The 22,980-nt window shown below is 73.4% G+C and carries 14 protein-coding genes and 1 pseudogene; 7 read left to right on the top strand and 8 right to left on the bottom strand.

Annotated elements, in window-relative coordinates:
* The first annotated feature begins 7 nt into the window (after nt 1-7).
* Together J2S43_RS33585 and J2S43_RS33590 are read left to right on the top strand one after the other, a co-directional pair.
* Nucleotides 8-1,147, top strand: a complete 1,140-nt coding sequence (locus J2S43_RS33585; RefSeq protein WP_306835999.1) for a M23 family metallopeptidase — start codon at nt 8-10, stop codon at nt 1,145-1,147.
* Nucleotides 1,144-1,749 carry a hypothetical protein gene (locus J2S43_RS33590; RefSeq protein WP_306836001.1) on the top strand — a complete coding sequence of 202 codons (606 nt, stop codon included), beginning with the start codon at nt 1,144-1,146 and terminating at the stop codon, nt 1,747-1,749. Before J2S43_RS33585 ends, J2S43_RS33590 begins: the two co-directional genes overlap by 4 nt.
* A gap of 3 nt (nt 1,750-1,752) precedes the next feature.
* On the opposite strand, the gene J2S43_RS33595 is transcribed toward J2S43_RS33590, so the two are convergent.
* Entirely contained in the window at nt 1,753-2,313 is a 561-nt protein-coding gene (locus J2S43_RS33595; RefSeq protein WP_306836002.1) for a hypothetical protein, read from the bottom strand.
* A 164-nt stretch (nt 2,314-2,477) separates the two neighbouring features.
* Here J2S43_RS33595 and J2S43_RS42335 point away from each other — a divergent pair, with 164 nt between their 5' ends.
* Both J2S43_RS42335 and J2S43_RS33605 read left to right on the top strand, forming a co-directional pair.
* The gene (locus tag J2S43_RS42335) at nt 2,478-5,387 is read left to right on the top strand and encodes an FtsK/SpoIIIE domain-containing protein (RefSeq protein WP_370881690.1); all 2,910 of its coding nucleotides are present in this window, start codon (nt 2,478-2,480) and stop codon (nt 5,385-5,387) included.
* Entirely contained in the window at nt 5,384-6,016 is a 633-nt protein-coding gene (locus tag J2S43_RS33605) for a hypothetical protein (protein ID WP_306836004.1), read from the top strand. The genes J2S43_RS42335 and J2S43_RS33605 overlap by 4 nt, the downstream gene beginning before the upstream one ends.
* Before the next feature lie 391 nt (nt 6,017-6,407).
* On the opposite strand, the gene folE is transcribed toward J2S43_RS33605, so the two are convergent.
* From folE to dacB, 6 genes and pseudogenes are all read right to left on the bottom strand, one after another.
* Nucleotides 6,408-7,037 (bottom strand): GTP cyclohydrolase I FolE, encoded by a 630-nt coding sequence (gene folE / locus J2S43_RS33610; protein ID WP_306836005.1) that lies wholly within the window; start codon nt 7,035-7,037, stop codon nt 6,408-6,410.
* A 53-nt stretch (nt 7,038-7,090) separates the two neighbouring features.
* A complete protein-coding gene (gene ftsH / locus J2S43_RS33615; RefSeq protein WP_306836007.1) occupies nt 7,091-9,118 on the bottom strand; it encodes an ATP-dependent zinc metalloprotease FtsH in 2,028 nt (675 codons plus the stop codon).
* Nucleotides 9,119-9,410: 292 nt separating this feature from the next.
* Complete coding sequence (hpt, locus tag J2S43_RS33620) at nt 9,411-9,986, bottom strand: hypoxanthine phosphoribosyltransferase (protein WP_306836009.1); 576 nt, start codon at nt 9,984-9,986, stop codon at nt 9,411-9,413.
* 138 nt (nt 9,987-10,124) lie between these two features.
* On the bottom strand, nt 10,125-11,150 hold the full coding sequence (gene tilS / locus J2S43_RS33625) for a tRNA lysidine(34) synthetase TilS (protein WP_306836010.1): 1,026 nt from the start codon (nt 11,148-11,150) through the stop codon (nt 10,125-10,127).
* Nucleotides 11,151-11,257: 107 nt separating this feature from the next.
* Nucleotides 11,258-12,307 (bottom strand): annotated as a pseudogene (locus tag J2S43_RS33630) (zinc-dependent metalloprotease); the annotation flags it as partial.
* Nucleotides 12,308-12,378: 71 nt separating this feature from the next.
* On the bottom strand, nt 12,379-13,839 hold the full coding sequence (gene dacB, locus J2S43_RS33635; RefSeq protein ID WP_370881807.1) for a D-alanyl-D-alanine carboxypeptidase/D-alanyl-D-alanine endopeptidase: 1,461 nt from the start codon (nt 13,837-13,839) through the stop codon (nt 12,379-12,381).
* A gap of 1,536 nt (nt 13,840-15,375) precedes the next feature.
* Here dacB and J2S43_RS33640 point away from each other — a divergent pair.
* Complete coding sequence (locus tag J2S43_RS33640; protein ID WP_306836014.1) at nt 15,376-15,882, top strand: inorganic diphosphatase; 507 nt, start codon at nt 15,376-15,378, stop codon at nt 15,880-15,882.
* Between the two features lie 49 nt (nt 15,883-15,931).
* On the opposite strand, the gene eccD is transcribed toward J2S43_RS33640, so the two are convergent.
* A complete protein-coding gene (gene eccD, locus J2S43_RS33645) occupies nt 15,932-17,338 on the bottom strand; it encodes a type VII secretion integral membrane protein EccD (RefSeq protein WP_306836015.1) in 1,407 nt (468 codons plus the stop codon).
* Nucleotides 17,339-17,430: 92 nt separating this feature from the next.
* Here eccD and eccCa point away from each other — a divergent pair, with 92 nt between their 5' ends.
* The gene (eccCa, locus tag J2S43_RS33650) at nt 17,431-21,252 is read left to right on the top strand and encodes a type VII secretion protein EccCa (protein ID WP_306836018.1); all 3,822 of its coding nucleotides are present in this window, start codon (nt 17,431-17,433) and stop codon (nt 21,250-21,252) included.
* Nucleotides 21,253-21,333: 81 nt separating this feature from the next.
* Nucleotides 21,334-22,698 carry a type VII secretion-associated serine protease mycosin gene (gene mycP, locus J2S43_RS33655; protein ID WP_306836020.1) on the top strand — a complete coding sequence of 455 codons (1,365 nt, stop codon included), beginning with the start codon at nt 21,334-21,336 and terminating at the stop codon, nt 22,696-22,698.
* Nucleotides 22,699-22,980 lie beyond the last annotated feature (282 nt).

The following is a 22,980-nucleotide window of genomic DNA, read 5'->3' on the forward strand; positions in this document are numbered from 1 at the left end:
GACGGGCGTGAGTGACTACGGGGACGCGCCTCGCCCCAGACTGCGAATACGGCGGGTCGCGCTGGCGGTCGCGCTCACCGCCACGCTGACGCTGCTCTGCTGCGGCGGCACGGTGAGCGCGTTCTTCCTCGGCGGGCTCGGCGGCGTCGACGACAACACCATGACCCTGAGCGCGTACGGCTGCGGCGAGGGCGGCCCGGTGAGCGCCGACGGCAATCTTCCGGCGATCGGTCCGTACGGCAAGGTCCAGGTTCGGAACGCCGCCGTCATCATCAACGTGGGCTCGAAGCTGGGCGTGCCGCCCCGCGGGTGGGTCGTCGCGGTCGCCACCGCCATGCAGGAGTCCCGGCTCTCCAACCTGGGATTTCTCGGCGATCGAAACGATCACGACTCGCTCGGGCTCTTTCAGCAGCGACCCAGCATGGGCTGGGGCACCCCGGAACAGCTACAGGACCCGGAGTACGCGTCCACGAAGTTCTACGAAAAACTGATCACCGTGGCGGGCTGGGAGGACATGTCGCTCACGGCGGCGGCGCAGGCGGTGCAGCGCAGCGCCTACCCGGACGCGTACGCGAAGCACGAGCCGATCGCCACGCAGATCGTCAACCTGCTGGCGAACGGCGCCGCCCGGGCGATCGGGAGCGGCGCGGATCTGCGCTGCGCGGCTGCCGGCGAGGTCGCCGCGTCGGGCTGGACCATCCCGGTGAAGGCGATGGTCGGTTCCGGCTTCCGGACACCCGAGCGCCCGGACCACGACGGCGTCGACCTGATCGTCAGTAAGGGCGCGCCGATCTGGGCCGCGTCCAGCGGCATCGTCACGGTCGCGGCCTGCGACAACGACGCGTCCGGCCGCAGTTGCAACGTGGACGGCTACCCGGGCAAGCTCGGCTGCGGCTGGTTCGTCGAGGTGCAGCACGCCGGAAACCTGATGACCCGGTACTGCCACATGGTGGAGCGGCCGTCCGCGAAGGTGGGCGACGTGGTCAACGCCGGTCAGGTCATCGGCCGCGTCGGGTCCAGCGGCAATTCGTCCGGCCCGCATCTGCACTTCGAGGTGCACACGAACAACGACCGTTCGTCGGCGGGCGCGGTCAATCCGGTGTCGTTCATGAAGGATCAGGGCGCGTCGCTGGACGGCGGCCAGTGAGCCGGGAACCGCTGCCGGAGGACCCGTTCGCCGGTCAACCGGACTGGGCGCCGAGGCCACCGCGGGCGATCGTGCCGATGCCGGCCACCGGCGGTGGTGACCTGCGCGGTCGTCGGGTGATGACCGGGCTGCCCGGGCTGGGCTGGCGTGCCGACCTGCGCGCCGACGAGCGCGTGGTGCAGGGCAGCCGGACGTTCGTGCCGATCATGCAGGAGCAGGAGTGGTATCGGGCCGAGGCGGAGCAGATCGAGGTCTTCGCGCCGCTGGTGCCGCAGGAACGGGTGTGGATCGAGACGATCGGTTCGGCACCGGCCTCCGACGGGCCGCGTGATGTGCTGTCCCGATTAGTGTCGCTGGACGCGCCGACCCGCCGAGATCCCGTGCCGGTGATCGACGCGCCGAGCGTGCTGGGACGACGGGTGGTGCAGATGGTCGACGGCGTCGAACGACGCGATCTGCGATCGGTCACCGACCTCTACAGCAACGCAGAGGGCGACATCTGCCTACGGGTGGCAGCAGAACTGGACTGGTACCGCTGGTCCTGGACCGGCCAACTCCCCAAAACCATGGAAGTGCCCGTCCACCTCGCCTGGCTCGAATAGCATCTACTCTAGTCTACGTGCACCACATACGCGCCATTCATCTTTACCAAGAAGATCCAACTGCCAGGATTGGATATCGCTTTGAGGAAAACCATCAACAACCGCCGATAGTCGTATATTGACGGCCACCTGCCGACTTGATCCTGAGCCAGATTCAGCCAGAGAACCCCACGTGACTTGGAAGTCGACTCCGAACATCTTCTCGCGATTTGTGATGTCACGCTGCAAGCCTTCGATTGCTGCAAGCCCTTTGGGTTCGGAGCACTCGTAGAGTGATCGTTGGACGGGATTCTCCTCAACCAACAGAGCGCGCAGATAATTGTCGACGACCACGTCCGGAGCACTTCGGTTGGGTTTGGTTTCCTGGTTGTACCACCACAATCCGTAGCCGACTGTGCCGGAACAAAGCACACCCAGAATCGACGCAATTACCAGCAGGACTGTCCTCCAGGAACGGCGCCTCTTAGCTGGCCTAGGCGACTCCGGGGTCACCGGCCCCGCATCAAGCGGCGTGGCCGGATCGGCCGGTGGCTGGGTCGGCTTGTCCGGCTGGCTCTGTTCCACCCTTCGAGCCTATCGACCCTCGCAACACCCTCCAACCAGGATCAGGCGGATGCCGATCGGGTGATCTGGGACGTGGTGGGGCTGGTTCGGTGGCTGGACGACCGTGACATGCAGGATTTCCTCCTTTTCTGGGATACGGTCTGTGTCCGTAGGGAGGTGAGCGCGTGGCCGACGACGAGACGGACGTCAGCCGGGCCGCCGCCCTGCACAGGCAGGCGGCGGCGGTGCTGGCGGCGGCGGATGCGGGGTTGCATGCGTTGACGCCGGCTCCGGCTGATCTGCGGGCGCAGCGCGGGCTGGCGGAGCGGCTGGCCGCGGCGGCGGCGATGCTGGCGCCGGGGTGGCTGGGGGCGAATCTGGCGACCGGGCAGGTGCCGCCGGAGTCTCCGGCCCGGCGGCCGACGTTCGTCCGGGTCGGCACGGCTCGGCCGTTGCCGGAGGCGGGCTTTCCGGCCGTGGTGCCACTGGCCGGGACCGGTCATCTGACGGTGGACGCGGATGGGCGCGATCCGCGCACGGCCGCCCTGCTGCGGGCTGTTCTGCTGCGTCTGCTGGCGTCGACCGAGCCGGGCTCGGTGCTGGTGCGCGCGGTCGACGGCGCGGACGACGCCGTCTTCGCCCCGTTCGCCGCGCTGGCGGAGGCGGGTCTGATGCCGCCGCCGGCGACGGATCCGGAAGGGCTGCGCGCCGTCCTGACCGAGGCCGAGCAGTGGCTTCGCCTCCGCAGCCCGGATCCCCGCCTCCTGGAGAACCCCGCGCCGGATGCCCACGCCCGGGACAAACGCACCCCGGACAATCGCCCCTGGGACACCCGGGCCGCGGACACCCGGGCCCCGGACACCCGGGCCCCGGACACCCGGGCCCCGGACACCCGGGCCCCGGACACCCGCACCGCCGAGGCCCACCTCCTGGAGACCCGGGCCAACGACAGCCAGCACCCCGCGACCCGGACCACGAACAGCCCGCAGCCCGCAGCCCGGACCACGGACAGCCCGCACCTCGCAGTCGGGACCACGGACAACCAGCACCCCGCGGCCCGGGGCCCGGAGACCCGCCACACCGAACCCCGCAAGCCGGAGCAGCGCAAGCGGGAGCAGAAGCGGGATGACAAGCGGCTCCTCCTGCTCGTCGTCTCCTCGTTCCCGGCCGGTGCCGATCCCGTCGACCTGCTGCGTTTCCGGGAGCTGGCCGCCCGTGGTCCCGAGGCCGGCCTGCACCTGCTGGTGGCCGGCTGGCCCCCGCCCGCGCTCGCCACCGGCCTGCCGGCCCAGCCGCTTCCGCTCAGCACCCCGATCACGCTCCGCGAGGCCTACGCCATAGTCGGCGACCCGCCCGGCGCCTCGTTCGCGGCTCAGCCGAACGATGTGGGCCTGAACTCTCCGGTCCTGCTGGACGGTGATCCGCCGGCGGAGATGCTGGCCGCGGTCTGCCGGCGGCTGGCGTCCGGCTTCCTCGCGTTCGAGCGGCCCTCGCTGCGGGACGTGCTGCCGGCCGAGCTGTGGACGGAGGACGCCACCGACGGTCTGGTGACGGTGGTGGGCCGGGACGGCGAGCGGACGGTGACCGTGCAGCTGACCGATCTGGCGCCGCACTGGCTGATCGGCGGCCGCGGGTCGGCGGGCAAGTCGGCGTTCCTGACCGCCGCGCTGGCCGGCCTGACCGCTCGCTACTCCCCCGACGAGCTCACGCTCTTCGTGGTGGGGCGGAGCGCACCGCATCCGAGGTCCGTGGCGGGTGACGCCGAGCAGGTCCTCGGCCGTCTCACCGAGGAGCTGGACCGTCGCGCCGCGCTCGCGGCCCGGCACGGCACGACTCGCTTCGCCGACCTGCGTGCCGCGCTGACCGACGGGACGAAGCCGGGCAGCCGGGAGACGTACCCTCGGATCGTGTGCGTGATCGACGAGTTCGTGCCGCTGCTGCAGGGCCGCCCGGAACTCCTCGAGCCGCTGACCGCGATCTCCCGCGGTGCCCGATCATGCGGTATCCACCTGGTCATGAGCAGCCGGTCGCCGCGCGCGATCCCGGCGCTGCACGAGCGGGACGGCCTTTTCGCCCAGTGGACGGTCCGCATCGCGCTGCCCGGCGGCGGCGACGTGCTGGAGCCCACGAACGAGTCGGCGCAGAGCCTTCCGGTGGGGACGGCCGTGGTCAACACCGCGGGCGGGCTCGGCGGCCCCAGGAACGCCACCAGAGGCCACGAGCGCCTGGTCCGCTTCCCTGATCCGAGCGCGGACCGGAGGGCGCTCAGCGAGCTCCACAGCCGCCTCGACGCGACCCCACCCCGCCCCCGCGGCACCGACCCGGCTCCCCGAACGACCGAGCCCGAACCGAAGGCCGCCGAGCCGGCGCCCCGGACCACGCCGGAGCCGCACGCAGCACGGACGACGGACGTGCTGCTCGGCCGCCCGCTGCCGGGCAGGATCGCCATCAGTCCGCCCCCGCCCGTCGCGTTCCCGCTGGACGCGTCGCCCGGTCGGCACCTGGCGATCGTCGGCGCCGCGCCGCAGGCACCGGATCTGCTGCACGCCGCCACCCGCAGCGTCTCCGCTCACCACGCGCCGGGCACCGCCCGTTTCCTGGTGTGCACGCTGGTCCCGGACGCGGACCGGCACGCGGCCGCGCTGGCCACCGCGCTGGCCCGCCGGCACGAGGTGGAGCACCTGGACGCGGCCGGGCTGACCAAGGCGCTGGAGCTGGAGGAGCCCGCCTATCTGGTGGTGTTCGGCCTGGATGCGGGCGACCGGGTGACGCTTCCGCCGGACCGGCTCTCCCGCCTGCTGCGCACCGGCCCGGCGAACGGCGTGCACGTGCTCTCCTGGTGGCGCGGCACGCACCGGCTGACCGGCGACTTGAGCGGGGCGGCGGCCGAGATCTCCGGTCTGGCGCTGCTGGATCTGCCCGCCGAGGAGGTCGACCAGCTGATCGGGGATGGCGCGGAGCGGGCCGGCGCGCTACTGCACGATCGCCGGTCCGGGATCAGCACGCCGTTCATCCCGTTCCGCACCGAGCCCAAGCAGCACGTTCTTCCGGCGCCGCGGAGCACGGCCCGGCCGGCGGAGGCGAGGGAGACGTGACGGACGACGCCTGGGCCGCCTACCTGGACGCCGCCCGTGAGCTGGATGTGGCCCGTCGGGACGCCACGGTCGTGGCCGGGCTCGACCGGCCGGTCCGGGCCGCCCACGACGATCTTGCGGTGGTTCGCGCCCGCCTGGTCACGCAGCGCACTCGCCTGCGTGAGCTGGGCGCCGAGGAGGCCGCGCTGATCCCGACGCTGGACGAGGTCACGGCGGTCTCGGTGGGCATGGGCGACGGGCCGGCCGCGATCCGGTCCGCGTTGCAGCGGGCCCGGGCCACGGTGGAGGCGGCGGAGGCGAAGCTGCCTCCGCACCGGCCGGCGGTGCCGCGGACGCCGGTGTGGGTCCGCAACCTGGTCGTCTACGGCGCGCTGGCCGCGGCCGTGCTGGTGATTCAGCTGGCGCTCTACACGACCGCGCGTTCGGAGGCGCTGCTCGCGTTCGCGCTGCTGTTCGGCGTGACGCTGCCGGCGCTGGCGTTCGCGCTGGGCTGGTTCGCGATCGGCCTGGCGTTCCCGCGCGGCGATGACGGCCGCGCCGACCGCACCCCGCTGCTGGGCCTGCTCGTCTGTGCCGCGCCGAGCGTGCTGACCTGCGTGGGGGTCGGCGTGATCGCGCTGGCGACCTAGAACAGCGACAAGATCAGAAACAGCGACAAGATCAAAAGCAAGATCTTCGAAGCTGTCTTCCCGCTTCCGGCGTGGCACCGCCCGCATGCTCCCGCGGGCACCGGTCGTCGCTGGCGCTCCTCCCTGCCGGCGACGCTGTGGGCAGGGGAAGAGCCGCGGCTTCCGCCGCATACCCCGGCTCACCGGCACAGCAGAGGGCCCACGGCTCACCGGACCGGCGGGAACCCACGGCCACCGGACCGGCAGGAAGCCCGCAGCTCACCGAACCGGCAGAAAGCCCACGGCCACCAGGCCAGCAGGAAGCCCACGGCCACCGGGCCAGCAGAGAACCCGCGGCGCCGGCCGAGGCCCTGCGGGCGTGGACGGCGCGTCCCCGTCGATCCGGGCGCGGTCAGACCCGGCCCAGGATCAGGCTCATCGCCTCGGCGCGGGACTTGGCGTCGGTCTGGAGTCCACCGCGTACCGCGGAGGTGATGGTCTTGGATCCGGACTTCTGGATGCCGCGCATCGCCATGCACATGTGCTCGCACTCCATCACCACGATGACGCCGCGCGGCGCGAGCTTCTCGGTGAGCAGGTCGGCGATCTGTGAGGTGAGCCGCTCCTGCACCTGGGGGCGGCGGGCGAAGACCTCGACCAGCCGGGCCAGCTTGGACAGGCCGGTGATCCGGCCGTGCGGGCCGGGGATGTAGCCGATGTGCGCGACGCCGTGGAACGGCAGCAGGTGGTGCTCGCAGAGCGACATCACGTCGATGTCGCGGACCAGCACCAACTCCTCGTGGTTGGCCTCGAACGTGGTGGTGAGCACCGCCGCGGGGTCGACGCGGAGACCGGCGAACAGCTCGGCGTAGGCACGTGCCACGCGGGCCGGGGTCTTCTTCAGCCCGTCCCGCTCCGGGTCCTCGCCGAGCGCGATCAGGATCTCCCGGACCGCGGCCTCGATCCGGGGCAGGTCGACGGCGTCCTCGACGGGCGTGCCGGTGAGCTTGCCGTCGACGAGCCGTGCCGCGAGATAGTCCAACCCCGCCGACGAGGTGTCCTCGCCGGCGGGGCTGGGCTGTGAACCGTTGGAGCTCAGTGCGTGCCGTCCGAGTTGTTCGACTCCGGGGACGCCGGGCCGGATCCGACGGTCGCCTCGGCGCCGTCCGACGCGGCCTGCGCCTTGAGCTTCTCCTTCTCCGCCGGGGTGAGGATCGGCGGGTCGGTGGAGGGGCGGCGCTTGCCGAAGCCGTTGTACGGCGCCATCGGCGGGCGCTTCTGCACGCGGGCGCAGATGCGGGCCATGTCGGCCTGGGAGATGGTCTCCTTCTCCATCAGCTCCAGCACCATGCTGTCCAGCACGTCCCGGTATTCGACCAGGATCTCCCACGCCTCGTCGTGCGCGAGCTCGATGAGCGCCCGCACCTCGCCGTCGATCTCCGCCGCGACCGAGTCGGAGTAGTCGCGCTCGTGGCCCATGGTGCGGCCCAGGAACGGCTCGTCGCCGCTGGTGCCGTACTTGACCGCGCCGAGCTTCGAACTCATGCCGTACTGCGTGATCATGGCGCGGGCCAGGCCGGACGCCTTCTCGATGTCGTTGCCGGCGCCGGTGGTGGGCTCGTGGAAGACGAGTTCCTCCGCGGCGCGGCCACCCAGCGCGTACGCCAGGGTGTCGATCATCTCGGCGCGCGTCTGCGTGTACTTGTCCTCGGTCGGCAGGACCAGCGTGTGACCGAGCGAGCGGCCGCGCGGCAGGATCGTCACCTTGTGCACCGGCGCGGAGTGCGGCAGCGCCCAGGCGACCAGCGCGTGCCCACCCTCGTGGTACGCGGTGATCTTCTTCTCGCCGTCGCTCATCGCACGGGTCTTGCGCTCCGGTCCCGCGATCACCCGGTCGATCGACTCTTCCAGGTACTCGTTCGAGATCGCCCGCTTCTCGTGCCGCGCGGTCAGCAGCGCCGCCTCGTTGATCACGTTGGCCAGGTCCGCGCCCGAGAAGCCGGGCGTGCGCCGCGCGACCGCGTCGAGGTCGACGTCCGGCGTGAACGGCTTGCCCTTGCCGTGCACCCGGAGGATGGCCTTGCGACCCTCCATGTCGGGCGCGTCCACCGCGATCTGGCGGTCGAAGCGGCCGGGGCGCAGCAGCGCCGGGTCCAGGATGTCCGGCCGGTTGGTCGCGGCGATCAGGATGACGCCGCCCTTGGTGTCGAAGCCGTCCATCTCGACGAGCAGCTGGTTGAGCGTCTGCTCGCGCTCGTCGTGACCGCCGCCCATGCCGGCGCCGCGGTGCCGGCCGACCGCGTCGATCTCGTCGACGAAGACGATGGCCGGCGCGTTCGCCTTGGCCTGCTCGAACAGGTCGCGGACGCGGGAGGCACCGACGCCGACGAACATCTCGACGAAGTCCGAGCCGGAGATCGAGTAGAACGGGACGCCGGCCTCGCCGGCGACCGCGCGGGCCAGCAGCGTCTTACCGGTACCGGGCGGGCCGAAGAGCAGCACGCCCTTCGGGATCTTGGCGCCCAGTGCCTGGTACTTCGACGGGTTCTGCAGGAAGTCCTTGATCTCGTGCAGTTCCTCGACGGCCTCGTCCGCGCCGGCGACGTCCGAGAACGTCGTCTTCGGCGTGTCCTTGGTGATCATCTTGGCCTTGGACTTGCCGAAGTTGAGCACCCGCGAGCCGCCGCCCTGCATCTGCGACATGAACAGCAGCAGAAGAACGACGAGGATGAGGATCGGCAGCAGGTTCAGCAGCAGCGTCAGTAGGACGCTGTCGCGCGTGACCTTGGCGTCGATCGTGCCGGTGATCTTGCCGGCGGCCTTGGCCTGGACCACGGCGGCCCAGATGTCGTCACTGACCTCGTACGGGACCTGGGTCTCGATCCGGTCGGTCGTGGTGTCCCCGAAGGCGGTCTTGCCGTTCAGCTCGAGCTGGAGCGTCTGCTCCTTGTCCTCGTAGACGGCATTCTTGATGTTGCCCTCGTTGAGTCTGTCGAGTGCGACCGATGTCTCGACCCGGTGATAACTGGGGCCGCCCGTGAAGAAGGAGCTGGCGGCGATCGCGGCGGCGATCACCAGAATGATCCAGATCACCGGGCGGCGGAAGAAACGCGTGCGTTCCATACTGTTGTCGAGCGCCTGGCGCCCGCACCCTCCTGATCGTCCGGCTTGTCTACCACCAACGCTGCCCCCACGACCTCCCCTACCCAGGGAGACGCTGTGACAACCGCGGGCGCCGGCGGGCGGCGCCATCGGTCATTCGACGGTACACCGTAGGTGCGACGGGTGAGGTTGCGAGCCCCGTGAATACCCGGGCCCCGCAGCGCGCTCTCGCGCGCCGTTCAGCACGGTAGTCCGGTTTTCTGAGAGTGCGCTGAAGCTTCACCCAACCGACACGAGTCAGCTCAAGGCGTAATCAGGAGCGCGCGTAGACCTCGGGCTTGAGCACTCCGACGTACGGCATCTCGCGGTAGCGCTCCGCGAAGTCCAGCCCGTAGCCGACCACGAACTCGCTCGGGATGTCGAAGCCGACGTAGCGCACCTCGACCGGGACCTTGATCGCTTCCGGCTTGCGGAACAGCGCGACCACCTCGATCGAGGCGGCGCCGCGCGACTCCAGGTACTTCAGCAGCCAGGAGAGCGTGAGGCCGGAGTCGACGATGTCCTCGACCACGATCACGTGCCGGCCGGCGATGTCGCGGTCCAGGTCCTTGAGGATGCGGACCACGCCGGACGAGGTGGTGCCCTGCCCGTAGGAGGAAACGGCCATGAACTCCATCTCGCTGGACGGGCCGAGGCGGCCCAGCTCGCGTGCGAAGTCCGCCATGAACATCACGGCGCCCTTCAGCACGCACACCAGCAGCACGCCGTCCGCCGCGTCGGCGTGGTCGGCGGAGACCTGCTTGGCCAGCTCCGCGATCCTGTCGCGGATCTGCTGCTCAGAGATGATCACGCGTTCGATGTCCGCGTCGTACCAGGACCCGTCAGCCATGGTCCTAGCCTGCCCCATGAAGGTTACGCGCCGTCGCGCACCCCGGGAGATTTCGGACCTCCGGCCGCACATTCAAAAAGGCCAAAAAGGCCCTTAAAGCCTGAAACCGTCGAGGGTACGCCGCGGCGCCGTCCAAGATCACCCGATTTGATCGACTTCTGTGTCGGTGGTCACGGCTGCCAGCGCGTCACCGGAACGGCGTACCGCGATCCCACCGGGGAGGTAGGCCGAGCCCTGCCCGTGCCAGTCCACCACCAGCGCGTCCAGTGCGGACACGTGCCGCTGCGACAGCGCGGTGCCGGGCGCGCCCAGCTCACGCGCCCAGAGGTGCAGCACCCGGCTGCGTATCGCGGGGTCCAGCCCGGAGAGCGTCCCCACCCGGAGTCCGCCCCCGCCGGAGCCGCGCGCCTCGGCCAGCGCGGTCCTCGCCAGTCCGTCCAGCGCGGCGGAGTCCGCCGCCAGCAGCCCGGCCGTGCGCGCCAGGTTGCCGACCACGCGCGGGCCGAGCGCCGCGACCAGCGCGGGGAGCGCGTCGGCCCGGACCCGGCTGCGCGCGTACGCCGGATCCGCGTTGTGCGGGTCGGACCACGGGTGCAGGCCGAGCGCCACGCAGGCCTTGTGCGTCTGCTCTCGGGTGATCTCCAGCAGCGGCCGGACCAGCAGCACGTCGTCCGCGCCGGGCAGCGGCCGGCGCTCCCGCATACCGGCCAGGCCCTTTATCCCGGCGCCGCGCGCGAGTGCCAGCAGCACGGTCTCGGCCTGGTCGTCCCGGGTGTGGCCGACCAGCACCGCGACGGCGTCGTGCCGGCGCGCGGCCTCGGCCAGCGCGGCGTAGCGGGCCTCCCGCGCGGCCGCCTCCGGACCGCCCGGCCGGCCCGCGACCGTCACGGCCGCGACCTCGACCGGGTCCAGCCCGGCCTCGCGGGCCCAGCCGGCCACGGCCGCGGCCCGGTCGCCGGAGCCGTCCTGCAGCCGGTGGTCGACCGTGACCAGGCCGGCGCGCAGGCCCAGCCGCGGCGCGACGAACGCGACGGCCGCGGCCAGCGCGAGCGAGTCGGCGCCGCCGGAGCACGCCGTGAGCACCAGTCCATCAGGGGGGAAGCCGGTCAGGGCGCGACGCACCGCCACCCGCATCTCCGCGACCGGCGGCGCTATCCGAGCCATGGAAAAACGCTAACCGGTCAATCGCCGTCCGGCCGGGAGGCCGGGCCGGACTCGCTGGTCGCATCCGTTCCCGGGCCCTCGCTGCCGCCCTGGCCACCCACCCCCTCACCGGCCTGGAGGCCGACCCTCCGCACCCAGGCGTCCGGGTCGCCCAACTCGTCCACGCGCGGCAGCGTGGCCGGCGACTCGAAGATCTTGTTGAAGCCGGCCATGCCGAGCCGTTCCACCGCGCCGTGCACGAACTTGCGGCCCTCCGCGTACTGCCGCATCTTCACGTCCACGCCGAGCAGCCGGCGAACCGCCTTCTCCAGCGGGTTGCCGGCCTCGCGGCGCCGGTTGAACCGAGCCCGGATCGTCTCCACGCTCGGGATCACCTCGGGGCCGACGCCGTCCATCACGAACTCGGCGTGGCCCTCCAGCAGCGTCATCAGCGCGGTCAGCCGGTCCAGCACCTCCTTCTGCGCGGGCGTCTGCACCAGGTCCAGCACGGACGACCGGCTCTCCGGGTCGCGGACCGCGTCGGAGAGCGTGCCGACCGCCCGGCGCAGCCGCTCCGCCAGCGGTTCCTCGCCGGACTGCGACGCGTCCACGAACGCCTGGACCTGCTCCAGGAAGTAGCCGCGCATCCACGGCACGGCCGTGAACTGGGTGCGGTGCGTGACCTCGTGCAGCGCCACCCAGAGCCGGAAGTCGCGCGGGTCCGCGCCGAGCTTGCGCTCCACCTCGACGATGTTCGGCGCGACCAGGAGCAGCCGGCCGTGCTCGCCGGAGAACACCTCGTACTGCCCGAGCACCCTGCCCGACAGGTAGGCCAGCACGCCGCCGGCCTGCACCGCGGTCACCCGGGAGCCGATCGCGTCCGCGATCGGGTTCGGTGCCCTGTCGCCGGTGAGCTTGCCGATCAGCGGCGCGATCACGGTGCGCAGGCCCTCGATGTTGACCTGGGCCCAGTCCCGCCGGTCGACCACGCGCACCGGCGGGTGGTCCACCCGGGACGTCAGCCCGGTATACGCCGCGACGTGACCCGCGGCCTCGTCGGTGAGCCGCCGCAGGTCCGCGACGACCGCGGCGGCCTCGTCATAGGTCACCCGTGGCCCGGACTTGCCCAGGGCTCCCGCGGTGGCGGCGGCCAGATCCCAGTCCACGAACTGCGTCATGAAACCCAACGTACCCGCGCGTCACCACCCGCGACCCGTGCCGACCATCAAGATCCGGGATGCTCCGCCGGTCAGCACCCGCAGGCGGCGAGCACGGACGCGATCCGGTCGAGTTTCCACTCCGCCTGCCACTTGCTCACCTTCTGATACGGCACCTCGTCGGCCAGCAGCGCGAACGCCAGCAGCCGCCCGTCCGCCGTGGTGAGCACGCCGGCCAGCGCGTTGACGCCGTCCAGCGAGCCGGTCTTGGCCCGCACCGCTCCGGCTCCGCCGCGTGACTCCGGCGGCGCCGGGTCCCGGAACCGGGTGTCCAGCGTGCCCGACCAGCCGCCCACCGGCAGCCCGGCGAACATCGCGCCCAGCTCCGGGTGCGACCCGTCCGCGGCCAGCCGGACCAGCGACGTCAGCAGCGCGGGGCTGATCTCGTTGTCCCGGGACAGCCCGCTGCCGTCGGTCAGCCCGAAACCGTCCACCGGCAGGCCGAGCCCGGCGATCAGGTCCCGCGTCGCCGCCGCCGCGCCCTCGAACGAGGCCGGCCTGCCGCCCGCGATCGCCACCTGCCGGGCCAGCGCCTCCGCCAGTACGTTGTCGCTCTCGGTCAGCATCACCTCGACCAGACGCAGCATGGTCGGCGACTCCACCCGGCCCAGCTCGGTCCCGGGCGCCGGCCCGGTCACCGCCGCGGCCGAGGACCCGGTGCCGGCCGGCGTCGCCGGAGTGCCGCCGCCCGGCTGCCGCCCGCTCGTCACCGTCACGTTCTTCCCCAGCAGTGCCGCGAACGCCCGGCCCGCGGCCAGGTCCGGTGCGGTGTGCCGCCGCGCGCCGCCGGTCGCCTTCGGATTGACCCGGGCGCCGTCCGTCATCAACGCGGTGATCGGTGCGCCGTAGCCCGCGGACACCGCGTCCGAGTCCCAGCCCGGGCCGGTGAGCGCGCCGGTGAACAGCGACGAGTCCACCACCACCCGGGACACCTCGGCGTTGCCCAGCGCCTTCTTGACCTGCTCGGCCAGCGTGTCCAGGCGCGCCGCGTCCTCGTACGCCGCGGTCTCGCCGATCGCCAGCGTCGGGTCGCCGCCGCCGATCAGCACGATCTCGCCGGGCGCGGACCCGGCCACCACGCGCGTCGGGATCCGATGACCGGTCCCGCGCGCCGCCAGCGACGCCGCGGCCGTGACCAGCTTCGTCGTCGACGCGGGCGTGGCCGGATCGGCCTGCTGGTAGCCGTACAACTCGGCACCGGTCGCCACGTCCAGCACCGACACGTGCATGCCCGGCCCGAGCTCACCGTTGGTCACGAGCGGCCCGATCGCGGCCTCGACCGCCGCCACCGACGGCATCGGCGCGGTGTCCGTGTTCGCCGCCAGCACCGGCTGCGGCGGCGGCTCCGCGGCCGGTCCCGCCGTGGTCGGCGCCGCCACCGGCTCCTCCACCGCGCCCGGCCGCCCGGCCAGCACCACCACGAGCACGAGCACCAGCACCAGGACCGCCGCGCCGGCCCCGGCCAGCACCTTCCGCGACCGCCACGGCGCCACCGGCGCGACTGCCCCATCGGCACCGGTCCCGCCGGCCGCTCCCGTTCCACGCCCGGCATCAAGCCCTTCAGCGGGTACGGCAGACGACTCCCGCACCGTGCCCGCACTCACTGTCGAGCCCACCGTCGCCCGCCCGGGTGCCGGCTTGGGCAGCGGCACCGCCGCGCTCCCCCGCGTCCCCGCCACCGCGTTCCCGGCCACGGGCGCGGCGCCCGCCGACCTGGCTGACGCCGTGCCTGCGGTACCGCCCGCCGGCACCGATGCGGTTCCCTGGGGCCGTGCGCCGGTCCCGGCCGCACCTACCGGGCCGCCCTGGTCCCCGCGCGGAATGATCACGGTCGGCTGCTCGTCCCGCGGCGCCGGTCCCGCCGGTGGCGCACTCGGCGCATCCGCCCGCCGTATCACCGCGGTCGACTGCTCGTCCTTCGGCGCCTGACCCTCGCCGGCCGGGCCCGGCCCGGTCGCTGCCCGGTCGGCCGGTGCCCGGTCGGCCGGTGCCCGGTCGGCCGGTGCCCGGTCGGCCGGTGCCCGGTCGGCCGGTGCCCGGTCGGCCGGTGCCCGGTCGGCCGGTGCCCGGTCGGCCGGTGCCCGGTCGGCCGGTGCCCGGTCGGCCGGTGCCCGGTCGGCCGGTGGTCGCGCCACGGGGGCCGCTTCGGTGGCCGGCCGCCGCCCCACGGGCGACTGCGGCAGACGCACGGTCTGATCGGTGTCGGCCGGCGGTCGCGCGGTCGGACCCGCCTCGGTGGCCGGCGGCCGATGCTCCACGGGCGACTGCGGCAGACGCACGGTCTGCTCGGTCGCCGAGGCAGCCGTGGGCGTGGGCGAAGCAGACCCGCCCGAAGCAGGCTCCGGCGAACCCACCGCGGGCAAAGCCATCTTGGCCGCAGCGTCCTGAGCCGCAACATCCTGAGGTGCGGCGGACTGAGGCGCGGCGGGCTGAGGTGCGGCGGGCTGAGGTGCGGCGGGCTCGGGTGTGGGCGGAGTGCGGGGTGGGTCGGTCGGGCGGCCCGGGTGGGAGAGCGTGGGGCGGATGTTCGAGGGGAGGCGGAGCGGCTGGGGGCGGGGCGGGTGTGGAGGCTGCTCGGCGTACCCCGGTGGCGTCTGTGAGGTTTGGGTTTTGCTCCGCGGGAGCGCGGATCCGGATGATGGGATGGACGGAGCGGGAGACGCGGAATCGGATGGGGTGGCCGGGGAGGACGAGGGCTCGGACGGTGCGGACTGCGGCTCGGCGGCGCGTTTGGGCTGGTCCGACGCGTTCGAGACGGGCACCTGTGTATTCTCGGGAGAAGCAGGACCGGGATTTATGTCGCTTTTGTCCGTTGAAGCGGACACTCCCGACGGCGCTCCGTCACGGCACTGATCACCGTTTTCGTCGCCGTTGTGTGAATCTTGCCTCCCCACCCCAGCCCCTCCTCGTCCTGTCCCGCCGCTTTAGAGGAGACTAACGGGGTCCGAGACTGCATTGGCCGTGCCCGGGGTGTGGCGTGAGCTGTGCGAGTTCCGTTAGCCAGCGTGGGCGAACGAGGGAGCGTGAACATGGATTTCGACGTTACGGTTGAGATCCCCAAGGGTCACCGCAACAAGTACGAGGTGGACCACAAGACCGGGCGCATCCGGTTGGACCGCACGCTCTTCACCGCGACCCAATACCCGGCCGACTACGGCTTCATCGAGGGCACCCTGGGCGAGGACGGCGATCCGCTGGACGCGCTCGTGCTGGTGCAGGAGCCGACGTTCCCGGGTTGTCTCATCCGGTGCCGCGCGATCGGCATGTACCGGATGAAGGACGAGATGGGCGGCGACGACAAGGTCCTCTGCGTGCCGTTCGAGGACCCGCGTCAGGAGCACCTGCGGGACATCCACCACCTCGGCGAGTTCGACCGGATGGAGATCCAGCACTTCTTCACGGTCTACAAGGACCTGGAGCCGGGCAAGTCCGTCGAGGGCGCCACCTGGACCGGCCGGGTCGAGGCCGAGCAGGAGGTCCGCAACTCCATCCTGCGGCACCAGCGGGCGCTAGAGCTCGGCGAAGACCACCACTGAGCCCGCACCATGATCGAAGCGCGCCGGGCACTCGCCCGGCGCGCTTTCTTCATCCGTTGAGGTTCCGCAGACTCGCGTAGAGGCCGAGGACCACGCAGGTCAGCGGGATGAGCGAGACCAGCGCGGCCGTGTCCAGCAGCTCGGCGGCGCGCGCCAGGTAGAGCGACGGCGGACGCCGCGACCAGGCCGCACCGGCCGCCAGCACGGTCAGCGCGGTCGCCGCCAGCAGCACGGCGACCAGCGGCGACGGCACCTCGGCCGCCACCGTGGACGCGAGCGCGAGGAGCACGCCGGTCCCGGCCGCGAGCAGCGGCACACGATGGTGCGTGGTGACCAGGCCGCGGGTACGCAGCAGCACGCTCACCGCGACCGCGCCCGCCAGCATCCGCGCCGGCACACCGCCGTGCAGCGCCAGGACCAGCGCGGCCACCGTGATCACCACGGCGTGCCCGGCGAGCAGACCGGTCAGGAACTCGTCGGTGCGGCTCAGCGCGGCCAGCACCGTCTCACGGGGCGGCCGCCGCCGGGCCTCCCGCAACCCGTCGAGCCCGGCATCGTCGTCATCGTCCGGATCGGTCACCGGTGGCGGCAGCGCGATCGCCGGGATCGGCAGCCGGCCGAGCCGGATCGCCAGCAGCGGGAGCAGGCCGAGCGTGCAGACCGCGGCCGTGACCAGCACCGCGGCCGAGTGCGCGGCGGGGATCGCCAGCGCCAGCGCGGCGGCCGGGACGGCCTGCAGCGCCGCGGACGCGCACGCGGCCGGGATCCACGGGTGCACGGCGGTGCCGACGGCGGCCAGCAGCGCGGCGAGCAGCACCGCGACCGCGGCGACCAGCGTCTCCGGCGCACCCCACCAGGACGCGGGCGCGGCCGTGCGGTCCATCGCGACCAGCAGCGCGCCGGAGACGCCGGCGAACGGCATCGCCAGCGCGCCGGCCACCGCGGCCGCGCCGGCGTCGCCGTAGGCCCGGGACGCGGTGACCGCGGCCAGCAGCAGCGCGACGGTCAGGCCGGCCGCGGTGTACGCCCCGGCGGCGGACGGCGGCGCGAGCAGCAGCGGCGGCAGCGCGGCCGGCACCAGCGCGACCGCGACGGCGCGGGTCGCGATCCGGGTCGCGGCCGGGGACCACGGCCCGGTCCGCCGGGCCGCGCCCGCGATCACGTCCACCACGTCGTCGTACTCCGGTGCCGGCCAGTGTGCCCGGGCCGGCGTCAGGTGCAGGATCTCGCCGTCCCGGATGCCCTGCGCGCGCAGCGGGCGGCCACCGAGCAGCGGGGCGCCGTCCGGCCGGCGCAGCAGCCAGCCGCCGTGCCGCTCGCCCTCGTCGGCCAGCGACTCACCGGCGTGGCGCAGCAGGTCGGGCAGCAACTCGGCGAGCGGGATCTGGTCCGGCAGCGCCAGGTCGACGCGGCGGCGCGGTGCGGCGATCGTGACGCGCGCAAGGCCGGCACCCATCGACGTTCCTCTCACTCGGCGGGCTGCGGAACGCCACGCACCTTACCTAGGATGAACGGGCTGTCGCAGTCCGTACCCCCCGGGGGAATTTGATGGCTATCGTGATCGTGCGGCGTCCGCCGCGTCGCGCAGCGCCGGAGATCCCCGCCGGTGAGCTGGCCGTGGACGCGCCGCCGGAGCTGCCGGAGCCGACCGGTGGACGGTGGCGGACTCTGATGACCGCGCTGCCGATGCTGGGCGGCTCGGTCGCGATGGCGATGATGTTCGGTCGCGGCGGCGGCACCTACTCGTACGTGGTCGGCGCGCTCTTCGGCGTCTCGTCGCTGGCGATGCTGGTGACCGGCTGGGGCGGCGCCGGCGCGCCGAAACGCGCGGAGGTCGCGGCCGCCCGCCGGGAATACCTGCGCCGCCTCGCCGCGCTGCGCCGCCGCGCCCGGCAGACCGCGCTCGCCCAGCGGGACGGCCTGCGCTACCGGCACCCGGACCCGGCCCGGCTCTGGTCCACGGTGGACAGCCACCGGCTCTGGGAGCGGCGCGCGGCCGACCCGGACTTCGTCATCGTCCGGGCCGGACTGGGCCCGCAGACGCTGGCCACGCCGCTGGTGCCGCCGGTCACCCGGCCGCCGGCGGAGCTGGAGCCGATGTGCGCGGGCGCGCTGCGCCGGTTCCTGGACGCCTACGCGGTGGTCCCCGAGCTGCCGGTGGCGGTGTCGCTGCGCGCGTTCACCCGGATCCACCTGCCCGCCGGGCACGGCCTCGCCCGCGCGATGCTGACCCAGCTCGCGGTCTTCCACGCGCCGGACGACCTGATGATCGCGGTCTGCGCCGGCCCGCACCGGCGCGCGGACTGGGACTGGGTGAAGTGGCTGCCGCACGCGCTGCACCGCACCCGCACGGACGCGGCCGGCCCGGTCCGCCTGATCACCTCGGCCGTGGCGGAGCTGACGCCGCTGCTCGAGGAGGCCGGGCGGGCATACCTGGTCGTCGTGCTGGACGGCGCCGACGCCGCGTTCACCGGCAGAGCCGACGCGACCGTGCTGGACCTGGATCCGGCGCCGCCGCGCAGCCCCGGCCACCGCACGCTGGTGCTCACCGGCGGGCAGCGCCTGACCAGCCGCACCACCGAGTCGGAGACCGTGGTCGGCGTGCCGGACTCGCTGACCGTGGCGGAGGCGGAGGCGGTCGCGCGCCGGCTGGCACCGCTGCGGCTCGCGGCCGTGGAGGCGCCGCGCACGGCCGCGCGCGACGTCGAGGCCGGGCTCGCGGAGCTGCTCGGCTTCGACGACCCCACGCGGCTGGACCCGGCGCGGCGCTGGACGCGGCCCCGGCCGCCGCGCGACCGGCTGCGCGTGCCGATCGGCGTGGGTGTCGATGGCAGCCCGGTCGAGCTGGACCTGAAGGAGTCCGCGCAGGACGGCATGGGCCCGCACGGCCTGCTGATCGGCGCGACCGGGTCCGGCAAGTCGGAGCTGCTGCGCACGCTGGTGCTCGGGCTGGCTGCGGAGCACTCCTCGGAGACGCTCAACTTCGTGCTGGTCGACTTCAAGGGCGGCGCCACGTTCGCGTCGCTGGACCGGCTGCCGCACACGGCCGCGGTGATCACCAACTTGGCGGACGAGCTGCCACTGGTGGACCGGATGGTCGACGCGATCAACGGTGAGCTGCTGCGCCGCCAGGAGCTGCTGCGGCGCAGCGGGAACATCCCGAGCCTGCGCGAGTACGACCGGGCCCGCGCGGCCGGCACCGCGCTCCCGCCGCTGCCGTCGCTGCTGATCGTCTGCGACGAGTTCTCCGAGCTGCTCTCCGCGAAGCCGGACTTCATCGACCTGTTCGTGCAGATCGGCCGGGTCGGGCGGTCGCTCGGCGTGCACCTGCTGCTGGCCAGTCAACGTCTGGAGGAGGGGCGGCTGCGCGGACTGGACACCCACCTGTCGTACCGGATCGGGCTGCGCACGTTCTCGTCGCTGGAGTCGCGGGCGGTGCTGGGCGTGCCGGACGCGTTCGAGCTGCCGCGCTCCCCCGGTCACGGCTACCTACGATTCGGCACGGAGCCGCTGGTGCGGTTCCGGGCCGCGTACGCGTCCGGTCCGTACCGGCCCGCCGCCGGCCCGCCGGTCGCGGAGCCGGCGCCGGTGGCCCGGGTCGTGCCGTACACGTCGGGCGTGGTGGCGGTCCCGCGCACGCCGCGCCCCCGGGCCGCGATCGCCCGGGAAGCCGCCACCACCAGCCTGCTGGACCTGATGGTGGACGCGCTGCAGGGCGCCGGACCGGCCGCGCACCAGGTCTGGCTGCCGCCGCTCGGCGACGCGCCGCCGGTCGGCGAGTTGCTCGGGCCGGTGCACGTGGACCCGCGCCGCGGCCTGACCGTGGCCGACCCGGTGCTGCGCGGCGGACTGCGGGTGCCGGCCGGCGTGGTGGACCGGCCGCTCGACCAGCGCCGGGAGACGCTGTGGCTGGACCTGGCCGGCGCGTCCGGGCACGTGGCGGTGGCCGGCGGCCCGCGCAGCGGCAAGTCCACCGCGCTCCGCACGCTGGTCACCGCGCTGGCGCTGACCCACACGCCGGAGGAGGCGCAGGTCTACTGCCTGGACTTCGGCGGCGGCGCGCTGGCCCAGCTGGCGCGGATCCCGCACGTCGGCGGCGTCTCCGGCCGACTGGACCCGGTGGGCGTGCGCCGCACGGTCGGCGAGGTGCGCGCGCTGCTGGCCGAGCGGGAGGCGCGGTTCGCGGCGCTGGGCGTGGACGGCATGGCCGACTACCGGGCCCGGCGCGCGTCCGGGGAAGTGGAGGACGACCCGTACGGCGACGTGTTCCTGCTGGTGGACGGGTGGGCGACGCTGCGCGCCGACTTCGACGACCTGGAGCCGCTGGTCACCGAGGTGGCGTCGCGTGGCCTGGCGTACGGCGTGCACGTGGTGATCGCCACCGGCCGCTGGATGGACCTCCGCCCGGCGCTGCGCGACCTGCTCGGCGCACGCCTGGAGCTACGGCTCGGCGATCCGGCCGACTCCACGGTCTCCCGCCGCTCGGCCGCGAACGTGCCGGCCGGTGCGCCGGGCCGGGGCATAACCGCGGAGTCGATGCACCTGCTGGTCGCGCTGCCCGGTTTCGCGCCGGAGGAGATCGCGAAGGCGTGGACCGGCCAGCCCGCGCCGCCGGTGCGCCGGCTGCCGGCCGAGCTGCCCTATGCGGCGGTGCGGGACGTGCGCGAGACCGGCCTGCGGATCCCGGTCGGCGTGGTGGAGACCGACCTGTCCCCGGCCGTGCTGGACTTCGCGGCCGATCCGCACTTCCTGCTGTTCGGCGACGGCGAGTGCGGCAAGACGTCCTTCCTGCGCGCGCTGGCCACCACGATCACCACGCGGTACGCGCCGGAGGCGGCCCGGCTCGTGATCGTGGACTTCCGCCGGACTCTGCTCGGCGCGGTCGAGACCGGCCATCTGCTCGGGCACGGCTCCACCTCCGCGACCGCGCGCACGATGATCGAGTCGGCCGTCGACGCGCTCCGCAAGCGGCTGCCCGGCTCCGACGTGACCGCCCGGCAACTGCGCGACCGCTCGTGGTGGACCGGCCCGGAGCTATTCGTGCTCGTCGACGACTACGAGCTGGCCGGCGGCCCGTCCGGCCCGCTGGCACCGTTGGCCGAGCTGCTGCCGCAGGCCCGCGACATCGGCCTGCACCTGGTGCTGGCCCGGCGCTCCGGTGGCGCGGGCCGCGCGTTCGACCCGGTGCTGACGCAGCTGCGCGAGCTGGCCGCGCCGGGTCTGGTGATGTCCGGCAGCCGCGAGGACGGCCCGCTGCTCGGCGACGTGCGGCTCGCCGCGATGCCGCCCGGCCGGGGGCAGTTGAAGACCCGCCGGGAGGGTATACGTCTGGTACAGATCGCCTATCTGCCACCGTCCGATCCCGCATAGACCTCGGACCTGTTGTCCGGCCCGTCGGCGCCCCGGCGGGGAGTAACCTTCACCCAGCCGAGACCGCAGTGAGGTGACCAATTGAGCAGGCGTTGGAGACCGGGGGCCACCGTGGCCCGCCTGGCCGCCACCGTGCTCGTCGGCGCCGCCACCGCGCTGCCGGCCGCGCCGGCGCTCGGCGCACCCCTCCCCGCGGCGCTCGGCGCACCCCTCCCCGCGGCGCTCGGCGCGCCCGTCCCCGCGGTGGTTCCGCTCGCGGTGACCGGTGACGAGGTGCGCGACGAGCAGTGGTCGCTGGCCGAGCTCGGCATGGCCGAGGCATGGCAGCGCTCGACCGGCACCGGCGTCACGGTCGCGGTGATCGACTCGGGCGTGGACGACACGCACGTCGACCTGACCGGCCGGGTGCTGTCCGGGTTCGACCTGGTGAGCACGGGTGGTGACGGCACCGACGACCCGGTCGGGCACGGCACCACGGTCGCCTCGCTGATCGCCGGTGCGCCGGACGAGGCCGGAATCGTGGGAATGGCGCCGGATGCCCGGATCCTCCCGATCCGCGTGCTGGACAAGCAGAATCGGTACGAGGACGCGCAGGTCGTGGCGAAGGCGGTGCACCTGGCCGTGGACAACGGCGCAAAGGTGATCAACCTGTCGCTCGGCGGCCTGGGCAGCAGCCCCGCACTCGCCACCGCGATCGACTACGCGTTCGTCAAGGACGTGGTGGTGATCGCCTGCACCGGGAACGCCAGCGCGTCCGCGCCGTCCGACGTGTGGTACCCCGCTCGCGAGCCCGGCGTGATCGCGGTCACCGGGCTGGAGGAGAACGGCCGTAGCCTCTGGTCCGGCTCCATCACCGGCCGCGAGACCGTGCTCTCCGCCCCCGCCACCGACCTGATCGGCGCGCGTCCCGGCGGCTACTGGCGCGTGCAGGGCACCAGCTTCGCCGCCCCGATGGTGGCCGCGACCGCCGCGCTGATCCGCGCCCGCTGGCCCGAGATGTCCGCCGCCACCGTGGTCAACCGCCTGATCACCACCGCCACCGACCTCGGCCCGACCGGCCGCGACGACCGCTACGGCTTCGGCATGGTGGACCCCGTCGCCGCGCTCGCCGACAACCTGCCCGAGGTCAGCCACAACGTCCTCGACAACGAGCAGCCCCCGGGCGACGTCGGCTTCGGCTCCGCGCCGGGCACCGGCGACGACTCCCGCACCGAGTCCGGCGACGCGGCCGCGTTGCCCGGCCAGGGCGTCGAGGGCCGCCCCGGCGGCGCGGCCCAGCCTGCCGCCGCCGCGGAGCCGCCACCGCCCACCACCGCGCAGCGCGACCGCGGCCTGCTCGGCGGCCTGATCGGCGGCTCAGCCGCCCTGATCGCGATCGCCCTCCTCTACTACGTCACCCTGCACCGCCTCCCCACCCTGCGCCGCACCACCGGCCGCGATTCCTAACCCGCCCGCCGGAACACCTCGCGATCAGGGCCTCCCGCAGGCCGCTCCAACAACATGGAGACGCCCTGATCCGGAAGAGACCGCCCACCGACCGTCGCCGAACTACGCGCGCTCACCGCATTAATCCGTCGACATCACGAAATATCGGACGCGCCGCACCCGAACAACCGGCATTAGCCCGAACTTCGCTCCCCAAGCTCAATAAGCCGCGACAGCGACAACCCGCGCACCGCAACAACCACGTCAGCCCGGCAGCGCCAGCCCGGCAGCGCCAGCCCGGCA

It is taken from the genome of Catenuloplanes nepalensis, from assembly GCF_030811575.1.
GTDB lineage: Bacteria > Actinomycetota > Actinomycetes > Mycobacteriales > Micromonosporaceae > Catenuloplanes > Catenuloplanes nepalensis.

Coding starts and splice junctions, on each gene's coding strand:
- ftsH (WP_306836007.1), bottom strand. CDS start 9,118: ATGGAACGCACGCGTTTCTTCCGCCGCCCGGTGATCTGGATCATTCTG.
- hpt (WP_306836009.1), bottom strand. CDS start 9,986: ATGGCTGACGGGTCCTGGTACGACGCGGACATCGAACGCGTGATCATC.
- tilS (WP_306836010.1), bottom strand. CDS start 11,150: ATGGCTCGGATAGCGCCGCCGGTCGCGGAGATGCGGGTGGCGGTGCGT.
- J2S43_RS33640 (WP_306836014.1), top strand. CDS start 15,376: ATGGATTTCGACGTTACGGTTGAGATCCCCAAGGGTCACCGCAACAAG.
- eccD (WP_306836015.1), bottom strand. CDS start 17,338: ATGGGTGCCGGCCTTGCGCGCGTCACGATCGCCGCACCGCGCCGCCGC.
- eccCa (WP_306836018.1), top strand. CDS start 17,431: ATGGCTATCGTGATCGTGCGGCGTCCGCCGCGTCGCGCAGCGCCGGAG.